This window comes from Chitinophaga varians, assembly GCF_014529945.1.
In the GTDB taxonomy this organism is placed as follows: Bacteria; Bacteroidota; Bacteroidia; order Chitinophagales; family Chitinophagaceae; genus Chitinophaga; species Chitinophaga varians.
Window position 1 is genome coordinate 588,461 of the sequence record NZ_JACVFB010000003.1, and the last position, 17,225, is coordinate 605,685.

The 17,225-nt window shown below is 48.2% G+C and carries 15 protein-coding genes and 3 tRNA genes; 10 read left to right on the top strand and 8 right to left on the bottom strand.

The features are described 5' to 3' along the window. Window positions 1–62: 62 nt before the first annotated feature. Complete coding sequence (locus ICL55_RS16765; RefSeq protein WP_188099308.1) at window positions 63–1,031, top strand: DUF2157 domain-containing protein; 969 nt, start codon at window positions 63–65, stop codon at window positions 1,029–1,031. Next, the gene (locus ICL55_RS16770; RefSeq protein WP_188099311.1) at window positions 1,028–2,197 is read left to right on the top strand and encodes a hypothetical protein; all 1,170 of its coding nucleotides are present in this window, start codon (window positions 1,028–1,030) and stop codon (window positions 2,195–2,197) included. Before ICL55_RS16765 ends, ICL55_RS16770 begins: the two co-directional genes overlap by 4 nt. Window positions 2,198–2,394: 197 nt before the next feature. Here the strand turns inward: ICL55_RS16770 and ICL55_RS16775 are convergent. The 4 genes from ICL55_RS16775 to ICL55_RS16790 all read right to left on the bottom strand — a co-directional run bounded on the left by ICL55_RS16775 (window position 2,395) and on the right by ICL55_RS16790 (window position 5,646). Next, window positions 2,395–2,467, bottom strand: a tRNA-Gly gene (locus ICL55_RS16775). Between the two features lie 53 nt (window positions 2,468–2,520). Beyond that, window positions 2,521–2,596, bottom strand: a tRNA-Gly gene (locus tag ICL55_RS16780). Window positions 2,597–2,821: 225 nt separating this feature from the next. After that, a complete protein-coding gene (locus tag ICL55_RS16785) occupies window positions 2,822–4,048 on the bottom strand; it encodes a PepSY-associated TM helix domain-containing protein (RefSeq protein ID WP_223151479.1) in 1,227 nt (408 codons plus the stop codon). A 578-nt stretch (window positions 4,049–4,626) separates the two neighbouring features. Continuing rightward, entirely contained in the window at window positions 4,627–5,646 is a 1,020-nt protein-coding gene (locus ICL55_RS16790; RefSeq protein WP_188099313.1) for a glycosyltransferase family 2 protein, read from the bottom strand. A gap of 117 nt (window positions 5,647–5,763) precedes the next feature. Between ICL55_RS16790 and ICL55_RS16795 the strand changes: the two genes are divergently transcribed. From ICL55_RS16795 to ICL55_RS16820, 6 genes are all read left to right on the top strand, one after another. Then, the gene (locus tag ICL55_RS16795) at window positions 5,764–6,912 is read left to right on the top strand and encodes a sensor histidine kinase (RefSeq protein WP_188099315.1); all 1,149 of its coding nucleotides are present in this window, start codon (window positions 5,764–5,766) and stop codon (window positions 6,910–6,912) included. Between the two features lie 106 nt (window positions 6,913–7,018). Then, window positions 7,019–7,105: transfer RNA gene (locus ICL55_RS16800), tRNA-Leu, on the top strand. 334 nt (window positions 7,106–7,439) lie between these two features. Continuing rightward, complete coding sequence (locus ICL55_RS16805) at window positions 7,440–8,693, top strand: DUF2130 domain-containing protein (RefSeq protein WP_246496406.1); 1,254 nt, start codon at window positions 7,440–7,442, stop codon at window positions 8,691–8,693. A 32-nt stretch (window positions 8,694–8,725) separates the two neighbouring features. Then, on the top strand, window positions 8,726–9,355 hold the full coding sequence (locus tag ICL55_RS16810) for an HAD family hydrolase (RefSeq protein WP_188099319.1): 630 nt from the start codon (window positions 8,726–8,728) through the stop codon (window positions 9,353–9,355). A 232-nt stretch (window positions 9,356–9,587) separates the two neighbouring features. Continuing rightward, on the top strand, window positions 9,588–10,229 hold the full coding sequence (locus tag ICL55_RS16815) for a DUF4136 domain-containing protein (RefSeq protein ID WP_188099321.1): 642 nt from the start codon (window positions 9,588–9,590) through the stop codon (window positions 10,227–10,229). 33 nt (window positions 10,230–10,262) lie between these two features. Continuing rightward, window positions 10,263–10,883, top strand: coding sequence for an outer membrane beta-barrel protein (locus ICL55_RS16820; RefSeq protein ID WP_188099323.1), 621 nt, complete (start codon window positions 10,263–10,265; stop codon window positions 10,881–10,883). A gap of 178 nt (window positions 10,884–11,061) precedes the next feature. Here ICL55_RS16820 and ICL55_RS16825 read toward each other — a convergent pair whose 3' ends face one another. Next, window positions 11,062–12,075: an FAD:protein FMN transferase gene (locus tag ICL55_RS16825; protein ID WP_188099325.1), complete on the bottom strand. Its 1,014-nt coding sequence runs from the start codon at window positions 12,073–12,075 to the stop codon at window positions 11,062–11,064. A 140-nt stretch (window positions 12,076–12,215) separates the two neighbouring features. Next, complete coding sequence (locus tag ICL55_RS16830; RefSeq protein WP_188099327.1) at window positions 12,216–13,394, bottom strand: acyl-CoA dehydrogenase family protein; 1,179 nt, start codon at window positions 13,392–13,394, stop codon at window positions 12,216–12,218. A gap of 189 nt (window positions 13,395–13,583) precedes the next feature. Between ICL55_RS16830 and ICL55_RS16835 the strand changes: the two genes are divergently transcribed. Further along, window positions 13,584–14,021, top strand: coding sequence for a YciI family protein (locus ICL55_RS16835; protein WP_188099329.1), 438 nt, complete (start codon window positions 13,584–13,586; stop codon window positions 14,019–14,021). Window positions 14,022–14,106: 85 nt separating this feature from the next. Here ICL55_RS16835 and pyrF read toward each other — a convergent pair whose 3' ends face one another. Together pyrF and ICL55_RS16845 are read right to left on the bottom strand one after the other, a co-directional pair. Further along, window positions 14,107–14,928 carry an orotidine-5'-phosphate decarboxylase gene (gene pyrF / locus ICL55_RS16840; RefSeq protein ID WP_188099331.1) on the bottom strand — a complete coding sequence of 274 codons (822 nt, stop codon included), beginning with the start codon at window positions 14,926–14,928 and terminating at the stop codon, window positions 14,107–14,109. A 306-nt stretch (window positions 14,929–15,234) separates the two neighbouring features. Further along, the gene (locus ICL55_RS16845) at window positions 15,235–16,332 is read right to left on the bottom strand and encodes an Mrp/NBP35 family ATP-binding protein (RefSeq protein WP_188099333.1); all 1,098 of its coding nucleotides are present in this window, start codon (window positions 16,330–16,332) and stop codon (window positions 15,235–15,237) included. Window positions 16,333–16,460: 128 nt separating this feature from the next. Here ICL55_RS16845 and ICL55_RS16850 point away from each other — a divergent pair, with 128 nt between their 5' ends. Further along, on the top strand, window positions 16,461–17,117 hold the full coding sequence (locus ICL55_RS16850; protein ID WP_168872125.1) for a carboxypeptidase-like regulatory domain-containing protein: 657 nt from the start codon (window positions 16,461–16,463) through the stop codon (window positions 17,115–17,117). The last annotated feature ends 108 nt before the right edge of the window (window positions 17,118–17,225 follow it).

Below are 17,225 nucleotides of genomic sequence, written 5' to 3' on the forward strand. Positions count from 1 at the left end.
AACTTCTACAGAAAACAGCCCTGAATTCGTAATTCATAATTCGTAATTCGTATTTTCACCCCATGAACATTGATACTTTCTCCAAACTCCAAAAAGAAGGATTGATCAGTGACGAGGAAATGCAACGTGTTACCCATACCGAAACCACCCGCCTTTTCTCCCTTCACTGGGAAATCAAAACTGCCCTGTACCTTGGTGTACTATTACTGAGCGGAGGCCTCGGCATCCTGGTATACAAAAACATTGATACCATCGGTCACCAGGTCATTCTTCTTTTCATCGCACTGCTATGCATCGGCTGTTATGCTTATTGTTTCCGGCACCGGCCTCCCTTCTCCCGGGAGAAAACGGAATCGCCCAATGCATTCTACGATTATGCGTTACTGTTAGGCAGCCTTACTTTCGTCACCTTTATCGGGTACCTGCAATACCAGTACACCGCTTTCGGTACGGCCTATGGCCTCGCTACTTTCATTCCCATGGTGGTACTGTTTGCCACGGCCTATTACTTCGATCATCTCGGTATCCTGTCGATGGCCGTTACCAACCTCGCTGCCTGGGCAGGTATCGCTATCACGCCGTTCCAGGTGCTGTCACAAAATGATTTCAGCAACCATACCCTGATATACACCGGCGTGGCATTGGGTATAGGTCTGGTGGCCATGGCGGAACTATCGGAAAAACGCGACTTCAAAAAACACTTCGCCTTTACCTACCGCAACTTCGGTGTGCATATCTTCTTCATTGCCACTATTGCCGGCATGTGCATGTTCGACAGCTGGTACCTGGTATGGTTCCTGCCCGCCGCCGTTGGCGTATACCTCACCTGGTCCCGCGCCTTCCGTGACCACTCGTTTTATTTTGTACTGCTCGCCGTACTCTATGGCTATGTGGCCGTTAGCATTCTCCTGGCACGGGCCATGTTCAATCACGTGGACGATATCTACGTAGGATTCTTATATATGATCGTGTCCACGGTAGCGGTTATTTTCTTCTTAGTTAACCTCAGCAAAAAAATCAAACAACCATGATTGCCTGGCCTACTACTACCCTCGACCATCTCGATATACAAACCGAGGCTGCCAAAGCGCACCGGCAGGGATGCATCAGCCCTGAAACGCTGGAAGCGATACGCACCGCACATCCGGCTAAACTTTACATGCCTAACCCGATCACCCGGGTAGGCCTTTTTATACTCACCACTATCGTGGTGGCTTTCAGCACCGGCTTTCTGCTATTACTGACGATCACCAGTGACTCCATGTCTGCCATCCGGGCGATGCTGATCATAGCTTCCCTCCTTTGCATAGGCGCACTGGAATTTGCCATCAGCCAGAAAGGCTCCTACCGGTCAGGGATAAACGAATCCTTGCTGTGGAGCGCCGTCGGATTGCTCTGCACAGGCATATTCCTCGAATCTCACAACACTTCCGGGAGTACCGTTGCGTTGGTCGTTTTCGGGCTTACAGTACTGGGCACATTGCGTTATGCTGATATGGCATCGGCGGCGGTGGCCTACCTCTCCTTTCTGCTGCTCATTTTCTGGCAGGCGATGCTGATCCCTCACAGCACCCCGGTATTGCCATTCCTGCTCATGGCCCTATCACTGGCTGCTTACCTGATTACAACCCGGCTGGTAAAACGCACGGCCCTCCGGCATTACGCCGATTGCCTCACATTGCTCCGCATCCTGTCGCTGATAACGCTCTATATGGCCGGCAATTATTTTGTGGTCAGGGAGGTGACCAACACCATGTTTATGCTGGAACTTCAACCCGGCCAGGGTATCCCCGGCGGATGGCTGTTCTGGATACTCACCGTGATCATTCCCCCATTGTATATTTTCCTGGGCGTCCGGAAAAAAGATGCAGTGTTGCTGCGTACAGGCATCATTTTAATCGCCATGATCGTATTTACAGTCCGTTATTACCACAGCGTGATGCCACTGGAAACGGCCATGGTCATCGGCGGACTGGTACTCACCGGTGGTGCATGGGCACTGATCAGGTACCTGCATACGCCGAAGAATGGCTTCACCTACGCAGCCTCTGACGAACCGGGCATGGCAGACCGACTGAAAGTGGAGTCACTGATCATTGCGCAGACATTCACGCCGGGATCAAGGCCTACAGATACCCATACCACCAATTTTGGCGGCGGTTCAGGCGGTGGCGGCGGCGCCAGCGGCGATTTCTAACAAGTAAAATGATATTGAACAATAAGCGGCGCATCGGTAACGGTGCGCTTTTTTTATGAAGAAGCCCAGAACAAAGATGCTTACCACCCATAAATACCGGGTGCTTCATTCGAAAGAACATCTTTGCCCGGGGTTTTAACACTGGGAGACATGGGGGCAAAAAAAAAGCCTGATCATGTAATATGATCAGGCTTTAGAGCGGAAGACCGGGCTCGAACCGGCCACCCCGACCTTGGCAAGGTCGTGCTCTACCAAATGAGCTACTTCCGCAATTTTGACTAAGAACTTTTTTTGACGGTTGATGCTGTTAAAGCATTCCGGCTTGGAGCGGAAGACCGGGCTCGAACCGGCCACCCCGACCTTGGCAAGGTCGTGCTCTACCAAATGAGCTACTTCCGCAGGTGTTTTAAAACATAAAACTTTTAAGAACTTCCCGACTGTTGGCGCTTTCGGCGTGTTTGTTTGCCGTGTGGCGTTTTCGTTGGGATTGCAAAGATAGGAAACGGACTGAAAACACAAAATATTTTTTCAAAGTTTTTAAAAAAATAGTTGCACACAATTGTAAATCATCTCCCCAAAACCAATACCACAGAGGGTTTAAGCGAAACAAAAATTATTACAATTTTATACAGTATTCAATCGCGCAACAGGTTTCACTGCTTGTTTTTTTGATTTTTTCTGTTTGCCCCACCATACATAGAAGCCCGTTACCGGCAGGGAAGCACAAATAAGACTGATCACAAACGCAATAATTTTTCCCGGCAGTCCACCAATAGCACCCACATGAATATCATAATTCATCGCGATCAGTTTCTCACCCCGGTTCTTCTTTTTGTATTCGTTATGCCCCACCATTTTGCCCGTGTATTGGTCAAACTGATACTCATCGCTGCCAAAATAAATATCCTTGCCCCTGTACCCGCCAATAGTATGCACGCCTTCAGGGTACGCTGCCGGATATACGAAAACACGGGTAGCGTCTTTTATCAACGGCTGAGCGGTATTGAAGGCGATATCCAGCGGATTACCGGTGGTGGTAGCCGTAGCAGGACCAGAACTCACCTGTTTCACTGCCGGCGGTGTAGTAGTGCCCGCAGCAGCTACATACACGGCCTTCTCAAACCAGGTAAAGGCCCATACCATGCCCGTAAGGGCCAGCACCAGGGCTATGATAAGGCTATAGAAACCAAGCACGTTATGCAGGTCATAATTGACCCGCTTGAAACTGGCTTTCCATTTAATCCTGAAGCTTTGGTCGCGGGCGGCTTTGGTCCAGCGTTTCGGCCACCACATGATCAAACCAGTGATCAGCAAAATGACAAACACGACAGTGCTCCAGCCTACTATCGGTTGACCGTAGCGGGTATTGAGCAGCAGGCTCCAGTGTATCATTTTCACAATCGGGAAAAAGCTGTATTTGTAATTGATACGACCATTGATGGCGCCGGTATAAGGGTCTACCAGTACAGATTCATAATATTCCACACAACCGAAATAAGTGATCGCGGTATCATTGGCTTTATAGGCCATGAATTCCCAGGCGCGGTCCGGCAGGCGCCAGGTGGTCACGGAAAGGATAGGTTTGTCACCCAACGCCTGCTGGGCGCTCACCCGCAGCTCGCTGAGCGGCAGGGTATGCTCCTGCGGCGTCACGAACATCTCTTTGTGGTAAATCACTTCATTGATTTCCCGCTGGAAAACAAACAAACAGCCAGTGACGGCGATGATCAGTACAATAATGCCGGAAGCCAGTCCCAGCCACAAATGCAGCTTGTCGACCACCAGTCTCGCTAAAGATTTTTTACCGGGTTTGTGCGCTTCCTTCTTTTTCCGTTGGACCATTGTTATCATAAAGCCATGCCGGAATTACCCGACACTACAAAATTCCCCGCTTATCGGTTAACAGGTTACTCGCATCGGGAATATAATTTACGCGAAAGGGAAAAGCATCCACTACACACAGGCAGCTCACACAGGCAGATAAAACCGGGGAAATTCGGAAAAACGGGGCAAAATCAGGGAAATTCAGAAGAATCAGAAGAATCAGGGGCAAAAAAAACCTCCCGGGGAAAACCGCGGGAGGCCGGATAATTATGTTTTGGCAGTAACTAAGCAGGTCGCTTATATTACTTACTTATATTTTGGATTATACAAGGAACTTTCCTGAACAGTCACATCAGGCTTACCCTGATATTTATGTTTGTACAGATTGTAGCAGCCTCCGAGCAAAAACGCCACTAAACAAAACAGACCCACATAATAAAAGAAACGGGAGCGGGAAACCCTGTTGCGGGTGATGTCATTCTTATTTTCTACGGTATTGTGTTCCATATTCAGATTATTTCCGGTGCAAACCTAACAAATATTTTGGATTTATTTATTTAGTTATCGGGATATTTTAGAGAGAAAACCGGGGATTGGCTGATTTTTTATATCAGTTCCCGGAACTTCTTCCTTCGAAGGAAATAATAGCGCCAGATCATGATTCCGTGGAAAACACCTTTCATCTTCATCAGCTTCACTTCCGGCAGCTCATGCTTATTGACGTAGGTTTTCCGCCACCGGTAATAGTCGCGGTAAGCACGATAAATAGCCACCATGTCTTTCGGTTTGCCGGACACCAGGCTTTTAACGCCGGCGAGAATGTCGAGGAAAAAACGCTGGAAGAGCACGACCCATCGGTCTTCACTATGCAGGTTTTTCCATAACATCATGAGGTTATTGCGGAAATTGAGATATAGTTTACGGGGATTGCCCTGTGGCAGGCTGCCACCGCCTACGTGGAACACTTTTGAACCAGGGCAGTAACAAACACGATAACCCGCCCTTTGCAAACGCCAGCAGAGGTCCACTTCTTCCATATGCGCGAAAAAATCGCGGTCAAAGCCACCCACTTCATGAAAACAGGCCGACCGGATAAAGAGCGCAGCGCCCGTAGCCCAGAAGATATCCTGCATGTCGTCGTACTGGCCCTCATCTTTTTCGGTAGTATACAGAATGCGGCCCCGGCAAAAAGTATAGCCCAGTACGTCCATCCAACCACCGGCAGCACCGGCATACTCAAACTCGTCCGGCTGATGATAGGCCCGCATCTTAGGCTGACAGGCAGCAATGCGGGAATCAGATTCCATCAGTGCCACCACCGGCTCTATCCACCCCGGCTCTACCTCCACATCCTGGTTCAGCAACACATAAATATCAGCTTCCACATGCGCCAGCGCTTCATTATAGCCACCCGCAAAACCATCGTTGGAAGGATTACGGATAATCCGAACCGACGGGTAGTGAGCTTCCACAAACGCCACACTGTCGTCAGTAGAAGCGTTATCAGCCAGCACCAGCTGTAAATTACCATAAGTAGAGCGGCACACAGACGGCAGGAACTTCTCCAGAAAAGCCTTTCCGTTCCAATTTAATATAACGACAGCAACCGACGGCAATATGTGCAAATGATATTACGTTTATGCGTGAATAATAAAATAAGAGATGCAAATATGCAACAAAGGATTCTAATATTTGCTAATCATCCCGAATCATCAAAGCGGAATAAGGCTTAAATTAGTTATATGTTTAGACAATACATCGGGTGGAAGTTCGTACTGGCCTCCATAGCAGTGCTCATTATCGTGACCACGATATGGTTCGTCAGCAACCTGACAAAAAAAATACAGGATGAAGAACGGAAAAAGGTCGCCACCTGGGTAGAGGCCAACCGGGAACTGCTCAAGTCAGCCCCCGACGCCAACCTTAACCTCGCCACGGAAATAGTGACCACCAACACCACCATCCCGCTCATCCTGACCGATGAACAAGGACATATCCTCGACAGCCGCAACATCGATTCCTTACGTATCGCGCAAAATCCGGCCCACCTGCAGGAACAGCTGTCGATATTTAAAAAACAACACCCTCCCTTTATCATGGAGGTTGATGCCCGGCATAAACTGTACAACTATATTTATTACGGCGACTCCCTTATCCTGAAACAAATCCGCTACTACCCTTATATACAGCTGGGCGTGGTAACACTCTTCATCGCCCTGGTGCTCTTTGCCCTGTCCAGCACCAACCGCGCCACCCAAAACCAGGTATGGGTAGGCCTCGCCAAAGAAACCGCCCACCAGCTGGGCACCCCCCTCTCCTCCATGGAAGCATGGCTGGAAATCCTCCGGGAAAACGAAGCCAATACCATGATGGTGACAGAACTCGCCAAAGACGTAGACCGGCTCAAACTGATCACCGACCGCTTCTCCAAAATAGGCAGCGTGCCTAAACTGGAAGAACGCAATGTCCTTGAACAGATCGAAAACATGACCGCCTACATCCGGAAAAGAGCGCCGCAGAAAGTACGCTTCGCCGTTCATTCTACCGAGAAGGAATTACCCGTCATGATCTCCCCCCCGCTGTTTGACTGGGTTGTGGAAAACCTGCTCAAAAACGCACTCGATGCCATGGAAGGCAGTGGCCATATCGATATCAATATCGAAAACCACCCCACTTTCGTGACCATCGATATCGCCGATTCCGGTAAAGGCATTCCCAAAATGCACTTCGAAAAAGTATTCAAACCCGGCTTCAGCACCAAAAAAAGAGGATGGGGCCTGGGGCTCTCTTTAGCGAAAAGAATCATCGAAGAGTATCATAAAGGAAGACTTTTTGTAAAATCTTCAGAAATAAATAAAGGCACTACTTTCCGCATCCTGCTTAGGAAGTAGCCGATTTCAGCGCTGCAACAAAAGACACATTTTTGAGAAAAAGCATAAATAAATTTGCTTATTTCTAAAAAGCCATTATTTTTGCAGCCCATTCTACCAGAAAGATGCGAAGGTGGCGAAATTGGTAGACGCGCTACTTTGAGGTGGTAGTGCCTGAAAGGGCTTGGGAGTTCGAATCTCCTCCTTCGCACCAACAATTGAAGCTCAGTGTTTTACACTGAGCTTTTTTGTTTTTAAATCCTCCCTTCTTCCCCCCTTTTCTTAACAATTCCATCATCATTCCTTAACACTCCGCTAATAATAAAGCATGAATTTAGCATTAGCCCCCAGACAGGAAATTGAGCTATCTTATTGTAAAACCTTATTTGCTATTGTTTGTGCCATTTATTCCAGACCGGAAGGAAGTCATGTTCCTTCCTTTTTTTATTCGTTCCCGGCAAACTTTCTAAACCCTATCTTTACGTAATTTTTGTACTGAAATTATGGGAACATCTATTACCTGTCCCAATTGCAGACACCAGTTTGTCATGGAAGATGCATTTGCCGCAGACATTGAGAAAGAAATGAGGGGGAAAATGGAATCTGAATGGCGCAAGCGCCTCGATTCCCTGCAGGCCGAAAAAAACGGCCTGTTGACAGAGAAAAACCGCATGGCACAGGAACGCCAGCAGATAGAGCAGCTCCGGCAACAACAGGAACAGGAAGTCATCCAACGGGTACAATCTGAAAAAAAGCGTTTACAGGAAAGCCTGTCGGAAGAACTGCGTAAATCCATCACCGCAGATTTCGACAACCAGCTGGCCACCCTCCGCGAAACCAATCAGGAACAGGAAGCCCGGCTGCGCGAAGCCCGCAGGCAGGAACTGGATTTCCTCCGGAAAGAGCAGGAACTGAAAAACAAAGAGCAGGAACTGGAACTCGATCTGCAGAAAAAACTGATGGAAGCCCGTGGTGAGCTGGCCGAAAAAATACGCACAGAAGAAACAGAGCGCAACAAGCTGAAAGATACCGAATACCAGATGCGCATGCGCGAACTGGAAAAACAACTGGAAGACCAGCGTAAACTGGCGGAAGAAATGAAACGCCGCGCAGAACAAGGCTCTACCCAATTGCAGGGCGAGGTGCAGGAACTGGTGCTCGAAGAAATGCTCCGCAATACCTTCCCGTTTGATGAAGTGACGCCGGTGGGCAAAGGTGTGCGCGGGGCCGACTGTGTCCAGCTGATACGTAATTCCTTTGGGCAGGAATGCGGCCGTATTATTTACGAAAGCAAAAGGACCAAAGAATTTGCGCGCGAATGGGTAGAGAAACTGAAAGCCGACATGCGTAGCCAGGGTATAGACGTGGCCATCCTCGTTACGCAGACCATGCCCCGCGATATGGAACGTTTCGGTGAAAAAGAAGGGATCTGGATCTGTACTTTCGCAGAAGTAAAATCACTCGCTTATGTGCTGCGCGATGGTATCATCAAAATCGCCGGCAGTATCCGCACTCAGGAAAACAAGGGAGATAAAATGCATATGCTTTACGGTTACCTCACCAGCAGCGAATTCGCCGAGCAATGGAAGGCTATCCGTGAAGGCTTTATGGCCATGAAACTCTCCATCCAACGCGAACGCGATGCCATGGAAAAACTGTGGAAAGCCCGCGAAAAACAACTGGAAAAAGTACTACTCAACGCTGCACATATCAAAGGCTCTATTGAAGGTATTGCCGGTAGCGACTCCGTAGATCTTAAACTACTGGAAGACGCTGCTGATGAAATACCCGACAGCCTTTAAACCCAATTGCTTTCTAATTGTCTTATTAACCTATGAAAAGCCAAACGAAGAACGTGTACGACACAATTATTTTTGACCTGGGATCGGTGCTGATCGACTGGAATCCCCGTTATCTCTATCGCAAAATATTTGCGACAGAAGCAGAAATCGATAATTTTCTGCAGAACATCTGCACATCCGACTGGAACGAAGAACAGGATGCCGGCAGAAGTCTGCAGGAAGCTACTGAAATGCTGGTAGCCAACCATCCGGCACATGAAGCGCAGATACGTGCCTATTATGGCCGCTGGAAAGAAATGCTCAACGGAGAAATTCCGGGATCAGTGCAACTGCTCCGCCAACTGAAAGAGAGTGGTAAATACAAACTATACGCACTCACCAACTGGTCCAACGAAACATTCCCCCTTGCCCTGGTGGAATTCCCCTTCCTGCAATGGTTTGATGGCATCGTGGTGTCCGGCCGCGAAAAACAACGCAAACCCTTTCCCTCTTTTTATCAGCTGTTGCTCAACCGCTACCAGGTTGATGCAGAACATGCGCTGTTTATCGATGACAATCTCCGCAATGTAAAAGCCGCAGAAGAACAAGGAATCGACAGCGTACATTTCGTTCATCCGGAGCAGTTAAAAGATGCATTAGTTTCTAAAAACATATTAAATTAGTCATCTTTGTTAAAAGCTCATTTTGTTAACCCAAATTCCATTTTAGGATTCCCTTAACAATTAACCAGTAAACTTCCTGTAACATCTTTCTATCCAAAGCGTTGAATAATAGGAAATAACGGAAACTTCCATGCAGCCGCGTGCCAGCCGGCATTATATGTTAACATTTGACACGCATTCCGCTGTTAACCTTTACGGAAGAGACCTATCATAAAAATTAATACGCGAGGATATGAAAAGAACAATGTATTTACTAAGTGCTGTTGCCGCGCTCGTGGCAATGATTTCCATCAGCAGCTGCCGTAAAGACCCCTTGAAAGATATGACAGACGAGGAGTCCAGGATTTATATCACTAACCACGACAGTACCGTTGATTTTACTTCCTATGCTACCTTCAGCATCGTCGATTCCGTGGCTGTGCTCAGCAGAAACAGTGATTCTGCCAGGAAGGCACTGACCACTTACGACAAACAACTGATCGCTTCCGTAACGGCCGCGATGAAACAGAGAGGTTATACACTGGTGGACAAATCCGCCAAACCTGATCTGGGCATTAACCTTACCCGTATTGACAACTCCTACACAAGCATCGGCTGGAATCCGGGCTGGTGGGGCGGTCCCGGCTACTGGGACGCTGGCTGGTGGGGTTACCCCGGCGGTGGTTGGTACTGGCCTTCCTACTATACTGTGTACCAGGTAAATGAAAGACAAACAGCGATCGATCTCTTCGACCTGAAAAATGCGAAGAACGACAAGTTCAACGTTATCTGGAACTCCCTCTGGCGTGGCTCCGGAGTATGGAGCACCAACAACGTGGATCCCATGGTACAGGCTTCCTTTGCACAATCAGCTTACCTGAGCAAAAGCAAATAAAGTCCATTCCGAAAATTTAAAATTGATAGAGAGATGAAAAAGATAAAAAACTGGCTGCTGATTTTCGCGGGATGTATCGCTGCACAGGCTGTGTCTGCGCAAAGCCGTCCGCCTTTGTCCATAGACCTCAACTACTCCATTGCCCAACCTTTTGGTTCTGTGAAAGACTACGCTAATAAAACCAGCTTCCGTGGCTGGTCCGCAGGTCTGTCCTATATGTTGAATGATCGCTTGTCTGTAGGTGTACGCAGCGGCTATCAGGATTTTTATGAAAGACTGCCCCGCGCGGTATACTCCGATAAACAAGGAGATGTATCTGCGGTACAGTCCCGCACCCTGCAGGTGATACCACTGCAGGCAACGGTAGGCTATGCCTTTACGCCAGCCACCAGCGCCGTTATTCCTTACGGTGTGCTCGGTGTTGGTGCTGCCAATATGAACTATGAAAAATATTGGGGTGAGTTTGTAGACAAGAAAAACAGCTGGCAGTTTATGGTCAGCCCGGAAATAGGTATCAACGTGCCTTTCGGCCAGTATTCACCAGTGATGTTCAATGCTAATGTGCGTTACAACTACGCGCCGTACAAATACAATGAAATCACCAGCTTCAACAGCATTCAGGGAAATATTGGTATTAAGGTACACATACACTAAAACATTTTTTATCCATATTCATGAAAGAGGAATAGTGAGGATGTGCCCCGCTCCGTGTATACGAAGCGGGGTTTTTCATTTGGTCATTTGCGCATTTGGTTATTTTTTTATTTAAAAGGCAGCGAAGATCCCCTTAAAATAAAAGATGGTCTTCGCTGCCTTTTAAATAAAAAAATAACTAAATACTCAAATATAAAAATCCCGGGCTTCTGGCCTCTTTGATACTACCATCCGCTGCCTTGTAGATATACAGCGCTTCCAGTCCGTATGCCGGATGTTGTGCAATAAACTTTAATCCTTTTTCCACGCCCATCAATATCAGCGGGTTGTCAAATGCATCTGCCGTAAAACAGTCTTTCGCAATGACGGTCACGCTGATGATCTGATTGTGCAGGGCTATGCCCGTCACCGGATCGATGGTATGCGCAAAACGCGTACGGCCCTGGTCGAAGAAGCGTCGATAATTACCGCTGGTGGCGATACCTTTATTTTTCAGTTCCACCATAGCCTGTATCGGTTCATACGTGGTGTCGCCGGGCGCCGGGCGCTCAATACCGATACGCCAGTTCTTGCCCTGTTGATTCACTCCTTTGGCACACAGCTCCCCTCCTACGTCTACCAGGTAATTTTGAATGCCCTGTTGCTCCAGAAACCGGCCCAGTACATCTACCGTATATCCCTGTGCGATGCCATTGCAATCTATTTGTACCCCTTTTTTAATGGTAGTGAGATGATCCCCTTTTACTGACAGATAACGGTAACCCACATACGACAATGCCTTTTTGATACTGTCTGCCGGCGGCACGCCCCTGAAAGAAGGTTTGCTGACACCGAAGCCCCATAGATATACCAGCGGTTTCACCGTGATATCAAAAATACCGTTGGTGGCCTTACTGGTATAGATTGCTTTCTCCACCACATTCCGCATATGTTCGTCCATTTTCACCTCACCGGAAGCATTGAACTGATTGATGAGAGAGCCGGGCTTGTACAATGACAACGAGTGATCTATCACTGCAAATATGGAGTCGATACGGCCCTGCAGCGAAGCGGTGTCCGGAGCCAGGTATTTCACAATGTAATAAGTGCCCTGCGCCTTTCCTTCACAAGCCACCAGTTTCAACGGTTGTTCCTGCGCCTGCACCGCAGCCATGGCGCATACACTCATCAGAAGCAATAAAATCATCTTCATAAAAAAACAGATAACATGAATAATGGACAGGTAAGATAGTATTTTGTGTTGGGGTTTTCAGCAACAACCACCATCAAACACAATACCGGCAGACATGCAGGGAATGCATAGCTGCCGGTATTTTAACGGGGAAATACAGGTTATTTAAACGCATCAAAACCGGTAACATCCATACCGGTGATCAACAGGTGGATCTCGTGTGTACCTTCATAGGTAAGCACACTCTCCAGGTTCATCATATGCCGCATTACCGGGAATTCACCGGTGATGCCCATACCACCGAGGATAGAGCGGGCATCGCGGGCAATTTTGGTAGCCACTTCGCAGGAGTTGCGTTTAGCCATGGAGATCTGTGCCGGTGTGGCCTTGCCTTCATTTTTCAATACGCCAAGGCGCCAGTTGAGCAGCTGTGCTTTGGTGATCTCCGTCACCATTTCAGCGAGTTTCTTTTGCGTAAGCTGGAAACCGCCGATAGGACGGCCAAACTGGATACGTTCTTTTGAGTAACGCAGGGCGGTGTCGTAACAGTCCATGGCCGCGCCGATCACGCCCCATGCAATACCATAGCGGGCAGAAGAGAGGCAGCTGAGCGGTCCTTTCAATCCTTTGACGAGCGGCAGTATATTTTCTTTAGGCACTCTGACGTTATCGAATACCAGTTCACCGGTAGCGCTGGCGCGCAGGCTCCATTTGCCTTTCGTTTCCGGTGTAGTAAAGCCTTCCATGCCACGTTCCACGATGATGCCGCGGATAGCGCCTTCAGGATCTTTAGCCCATACGACAGCGATCTGTGCGAAAGGGGCGTTGGATATCCACATTTTAGCACCGTTGAGGATCACATGGTCGCCATCTTCGCGGTAGTTGGTGATCATGCCGGCCGGATTGGAACCGTGATCTGGCTCGGTGAGGCCGAAGCAGCCCATCCATTCGCCGGTGGCCAGTTTAGGCAGGTATTTCTTTTTCTGCGCTTCGCTGCCGAAAGTAAAAATGGGATACATCACCAGGGAGCCCTGTACAGAAGCGGTAGAACGGATACCGCTGTCGCCCCGTTCCAGCTCCTGCATCATCAGGCCGTAGGCGATATGGTCCATCCCGCCACCGCCATATTCCTGCGGGATAGTAGGGCCAAAACAGCCCAGTTCGCCGAGCCCCTTCAGTATCTGCGAAGGGAACGTAGCACGCTGGCAATAATCTTCAATAATGGGTGAGATCTCTTTCTTCACCCACTGCCTTACTGTATCGCGGATTAACAGGTGTTCTTCTGTCAACAAACCATCTACAGCATAATAATCCGGTGACTGGAATAAATCTTTAGACATCTGTTCGGGTTTAATAACCCAATATAACCAATTACGAATTACGAACGACGGACGATACCCCGGTAATAACGGTAACGGCTAATGGTGGGCCTCGCTAACATATTAGTTATCAATCATTCATCACAATTACTTAATTTAATTCTAATTCACAATTCATGATTGATTACCTACCTTCGGTAAAAATCCCGTATGGCAAGCAAAGTTATTCCTGCAATTTTTCTGCTGGGATTTCTGGTGATTGTGATGGTATCTTTTCATCCCGCTGCTTTGCAATCAGTATCACCATCTATCCATGAAGCCCGCAGCAAGACCAATGCCGACCCAGACATGAAACGTTACTGGATGGTATTGCTTAAAGGAGGCCCACACCGCGACCAGCCGGCAGTGGCAGCAGCTGGTATTCAGACGGCGCATCTGCAACATATACGACAACTCACGCAAACCGGCAAACTGCTGGTAGCCGGTCCGTTTGACAACGATGGCGATATGAAAGGAATATTTATACTCGATTGCAGGGATAGTCTGGAAGCAGTGCAGCTGGTGAAGGAAGATCCGGCGGTGCGTGCAGGGAGATTACGTTTTGAGGTGCTTCCGTGGTGGACACAAAAAAATTGTGTGTTTAAATAGATGCCTGAGTGGCGGTTAACTTTCAGCCTTCCGGAAAAATTTTTCACAGCCAGCTAAAAGCTAACGCCAACGGCTATTGTCAGTATCAGAGGCTGACAGTGGTCTGATTCAGGTAAGTGGCCATTTCCTGCTGGTATTGCTGGGCTGCATTACGGGCATCGGTGGCAAAATCTTCTCCGTTGCCGGCATAAATGATACCGCGGCTCACATTCACGAGCAGGCCGCAATCTTTATTCATGGCTTGCGTGGAGATTTCCTGCAGACTGCCTCCCTGCGCACCTACACCCGGTACCAGGAAAAAGTGGTCGGGCACCATTTTACGGATATATCCCAGTTGAGCTGACTGTGTGGCGCCTACCACAAACATCAGGTTGTCTGGTGTACCCCACTCCATTGCTGTTTTCATCACTTTTTCAAACAGCAGCTCGTCTCCCGCCTGTTGCAGCTGGAAGTCCTGGCTGCCTTCATTGGAAGTAAGTCCCAGGAGAATGGTCCATTTTTCCGGGAACTGAAGGAACGGTAATACGCTGTCTTTCCCCATATAAGGAGCTACCGTAACGGAATCAAACTTATACGTATCAAAAAAAGTTTTGGCGTATTGGGTAGAGGTATTGCCGATATCGCCGCGTTTAGCGTCAGCAATGGTAAAGATGCCGGAAGGGATGTATTCTATCGTACGCTGCAGCGTTTCCCATCCGCGGATGCCCATACATTCGTAAAAGGCCGTATTGATTTTATACGCCACACAAAGGTCTTTGGTAGCGTCAATAATTGCCTTGTTAAAGGCAAACACCGGATCTGCGTGAGACAGCAGGTGTTTTGGAATCTTTTGCATGTCTGTATCCAATCCTACGCACAGATAAGATTGTTTTTCCTTAATAAGATTCACCAATTCCTGTCGATTCATAGTCGGTTTATTTGGGGCGCAAAGTTAAGTAAAACTTAAGCATTGCAGCAGTTTAAACATATTATGATTACCTCTAAAATATTTTGCTGTGGTGTATTTGTTGTGGCCGTTATGCTTTACCGACAATCATTTCGGAGGAAGATTCAACTAAAGATAAGGAAAAAAAGAATGTAGATTTTCCAAAAAAAACAGCGAAAATGCCGTGGAAAATACCACGTCATGTTCGCTGTAATATTTTAATATTTTGTTATTTAGACATTTGGTCATTTAAATAAGTAAATATTTAAATGCCTAAATGAGCAAATTTTATACGATCACATCCACAATTTTAGTGGGGGCGATATTGGCATTACGCATCGCAATGCTTCTGGCAGCGGCGCCGGCCACGTCCAGGAAGGCTTTGCGGGTAATCTTATCATCGCTGGCCATCGCAGGCTGGCCACTATCGCCACCCTCACGGATGCTCTGTACCAGCGGGATCTGGCCCAGGAATGGTATTTCCAGGTCTTCTGCCAGTTTTTTACCACCTTCTTTTCCGAAGATATAGTATTTATTCTCAGGCAGTTCTGCCGGTGTGAAATAAGCCATGTTTTCCACCAGTCCAAGGATCGGCACATTGATCTGCTGTCCGTTGAACATAGCGATGCCTTTTTGTACGTCTACCAGTGCCACATCCTGTGGTGTGGTCACCATCACCGCGCCGGTTACCGGTACTGTCTGTACCAGTGTCAGGTGGATATCGCCGGTGCCGGGAGGCATATCAATCACGAGGTAGTCCAGTTCGCCCCAGTACACATCAGTCAGAAACTGTCTGAGCGCGCTGCTGGCCATCGGGCCACGCCAAACCACGGCTTGTCTTTCATCGATCAGCAGACCGATGGACATTACTTTGATGCCGTATTTTTCTATCGGCTGGATCATGCCTTTACCTTCCACATTCACCATCATCGGTCTTTCGCCACGCAGGCCAAACATAATGGGAACGGACGGTCCGTAGATATCAGCATCCATCAGGCCCACACGGGCGCCATCACGGCCCAGTGCCAGCGCCAGATTGGCCGCCACGGTAGATTTGCCCACACCACCTTTACCGGAGGCCACGACAATAATATTTTTTACGCCAGCCAATACGCCTTTACCTTCCGTACGACGCGAGCTCACATTGGCCGTCATCACTACTTCCACTTCCGCATCCTTGCTCACCATCATATGAATGGCATTGACACAGGCGTTCCTGATAAGATCTTTCAACGGGCAGGCCGGCGTTGTCAGCACTACCGTAAACTTCACCTTATTGCCGTTTATCTCTATATCTTTTACCATGTTCAACGTCACCAGATCCTTTCCCAGATCGGGTTCTTCGACGTTGCTCAGGGCCTGTAAAATCTGCTCTTTCGTCATCATAAATTGTTGTTAAAATTCTATTCCTGTCTGCAAAGTTAACCCAATTGGAAGTTAATTTACAAACTCTTCTTCGCGTTCATCCATCGCAGGGAGACAAGTAATTTAAATTTCTATATCTTAGGGCCGGCATGCATCACAAAAGATCCTACATACTGTCACTTATCCTGGTGTTCCTTTTATCTCCTTTCCTGCTGAAAGCCCAAATCGCGGATTTCCGGGACAGTGTTATTCAAATTTCAGGGATCACCATGACAGCTGACAGCCTGCGGGCCGTTCCGGCAGTCAGTGTCCTCGTCAGAGGCCAGGGCCGCGGTACCATCTCCAACTCCGCCGGCGTTTTCTCCATCGTGGTTTTTAAGGGTGACACCCTTACTTTCAGCGCCGTAGGCTTCAAAAAGAAAGATTATAAAATCCCGACCACACTCAAAGGCAATAATTTCTCCCTGATACAACTGATGGTGGAAGATACCACCTATCTTCCGGTAACCATCATCAAACCCTACCTCAACCGGCAGGAGTTTGAACGGGCTTTCGCCAGTATGGACATCCCCGATGATGCCTACGAAATAGCCCGCAAAAACACGGAGAACGCCCGACTGAGGGCTATGACCCGCTTCACGCCCGTAGACGGCGCAGAAGGCACGAACATGTACCTCAACAAACAGGCGCAGTCCCTGTACTATGCCGGCCAGCCACCACCACAGAACATCTTCAACCCACTCGCCTGGGCCCAGTTTATTCAGGCCTGGAAACGGGGCGACTTCAAACGAAAAGACGATTATTAATAATTACGAATTACAAATGACGAATTAAGGGCTCTCTTACAGGGAGGTCACTTCAACAACCTTTCCATTAAAGGACCCTCCGTTCGTCATTCGTCATTTGTAATTCGT